The sequence below is a fragment of the Aporhodopirellula rubra genome (assembly GCF_014192335.1).
In the GTDB taxonomy this organism is placed as follows: domain Bacteria; phylum Planctomycetota; class Planctomycetia; order Pirellulales; family Pirellulaceae; genus Rhodopirellula; species Rhodopirellula rubra.
Genome location: NZ_JACHXU010000064.1, coordinates 1 through 2,176 on the forward strand (window position 1 = coordinate 1; position 2,176 = coordinate 2,176).

General features: G+C 52.2%; 3 protein-coding genes. All 3 read left to right on the forward strand.

Annotated features, from left to right (window positions below; genetic code table 11):
- The first annotated feature begins 645 nt into the window (after positions 1 to 645).
- The gene (locus FHS27_RS30610; RefSeq protein WP_221225514.1) at positions 646 to 1,068 is read left to right on the forward strand and encodes an SMI1/KNR4 family protein; all 423 of its coding nucleotides are present in this window, start codon (positions 646 to 648) and stop codon (positions 1,066 to 1,068) included.
- Positions 1,069 to 1,166: 98 nt separating this feature from the next.
- Complete coding sequence (locus FHS27_RS30615; RefSeq protein ID WP_184310255.1) at positions 1,167 to 1,721, forward strand: hypothetical protein; 555 nt, start codon at positions 1,167 to 1,169, stop codon at positions 1,719 to 1,721.
- A gap of 192 nt (positions 1,722 to 1,913) precedes the next feature.
- On the forward strand, positions 1,914 to 2,096 hold the full coding sequence (locus tag FHS27_RS30620; RefSeq protein WP_184310257.1) for a hypothetical protein: 183 nt from the start codon (positions 1,914 to 1,916) through the stop codon (positions 2,094 to 2,096).
- Positions 2,097 to 2,176: the final 80 nt, after the last annotated feature.

A 2,176-nucleotide genomic window follows, 5' to 3' on the forward strand; every position in this document is an offset into this window, starting at 1 on the left:
CAGCCAAAATCCCTCATAATGCGGGGAGGACACTTAGGGGGCAACACGAAGCTGAAAAGCATGTCACCCATGCGGACGAAGTCCGCACATGAGGAAGTGAGAATAAGCCTGTGGAAGTGAGAACAAGTGAGTTCGTTGCCAAGCCAAACTTCCCAAACCAGTGAGAACAGGTCACCCGCCTCCGACTTGTTCTCACCACCGAACCTAGTAAACCACCCCCAAATCACTTATTCTCACCCGGTCCGACCGGTAAGAAACAAGTTATTCGACTGAGTCGTAAATTGCCTCTCAGTAATTTACCCGCTCCACAACGTCATCGTCAGCACTGATTCGGTATAACCATTGCGGCATCGCTTGCAGACGGAAATCCCCACACCCACGCTCGATTCAAGGCCCGACGGAAGATGCGACTGCGTTCGACACGATGCAATCTCCTTTCATCGGCCTTTTCTGGTCTGAATGCGGCGAATAACCAAGCGGTGCACCGGAGCCGGCAAGCAACCGGAAACGCTGGTCGAAAACCAACCCGGCCGGCCCGGTGACCGCAGGCGTTATCCGACTGAGGACCTTTTATACACCCTCCCCGCATCGGAGCTTCATGCAAGCGATGATGCTTTTTTCCGACACGGCAAACTTGATCCAGAAGTGAGTCAGCAGATTATGACTGAATCAGACATCGCCAGCATCGAAGACGAAACTGGGCTTGTTCTTCCTGCGGCTTACCGTAACACGCTACTAAACTACCCACAGCCACTAATTGACGCCGGAGATGAACACGGGCAAGGACCAGAAAACTACGAGTTGTACAACAACCTCAAGCCTCTACGAATCGCGAACTGTTACGAATCGGAATACGACGACCATTGCCCGGATTCATTCTTCTTTATCGGCGATAATGGTTGTGGCGAGGCTTTTGCGATTGATACGTCAGACGACTCTTGTCCGGTCTATGTCTTTAGCCCACACGTTGGCGAGTTTGAGGGTACCGAGGATGGAAAGCCGGGTCTACTCTGTGCTACCATCGGTGAATACGTTGAGAGGGTCAAGCGTGGATACAAACGCGGATAACAATCCAATGCACCCGAGCGGCGAAGTCGGGCGTTTTGACAATGGACAATCTCTCGTCGCCGCCGGGTGATTGGTGACGTTCGCCGAAAATCTTTGAAATGAAAATATACGCAACTCTTCTATTTGTCTTCGGCCTTTCAGCAGTTCCCGCAGCGGCGCAAGACGCAATCGCAGACGAACCCGCTGAGCCAAAGGTCACCCAGCATCTCGATGCCGAAAAAATGGACCTCCCATCACGGTTCAAGATGGAGTCCCAGAGCGGGATGAAGGCGACTTTGCGTGATCACGATGGTGGTGTTGATGTGCTTCTTGCCTTCGGCGGGTATCGGCATTTTTCGGGTGCGGTTCGGCTCACTCGAATACTGTTCCGTTTCCCACGTGGCAAGCGGGTTCTTTGCTTGTCAGATAGCAAGCCTATCTATTACGACCGTGGTCGTGAGGTAGAAGAAAAGACCGTTGATTGCTTGAAGGGCTATTTGGTCGTGGATCGCGAACAGAAAAAGATTGAGATTGATTGTGTTGTCTTCGATAACGGAGATTGGCATCGCTTCGGGTGGAACGGTGTATGGGACATCAAGCTGAAACCAAACTTTGACACAGAAGGCCTTTTTGAGAACATGGGAATTGCAGTTGCCGACGATTCCGCCCAGTAGAACAGGTGAACGGCGAACCATGGGTTGTTACGGAGCCGGGCTTGCGAGCGTTTTGCCAATGGAACATCAACCGTCCCGGCCCGCAAAACGCTACCGTTCGCCGACACAAGTTGAACCTCGTCCGGAAACAAGTGTCTAGCTGATTACAGGTCCGAATTCTCCCGAACTCCACGCATTCGTTTTGAACTCGTAATGGCGAAGAAACTCACCGACAACCAATTTCGACATCAAGCGATTGAGGCATTGCTAGTGGGCGCGGTTGAGAATGGCGTAATCGATCCTGCTGGCAAGACTGATGGCGAGCTTAGAGACGCATTTTGTGAATACCTGCAAGTCATTGTGGACGCACCGGAGGAAGTAAAAGAATCCATGTAAGTCCGAGGTTTGAAGGGTGGGAGTCATTTGTCAACAATGACTGGCGACTCGGACCCGTGATCTGGGCAGCCTGGGGCTGC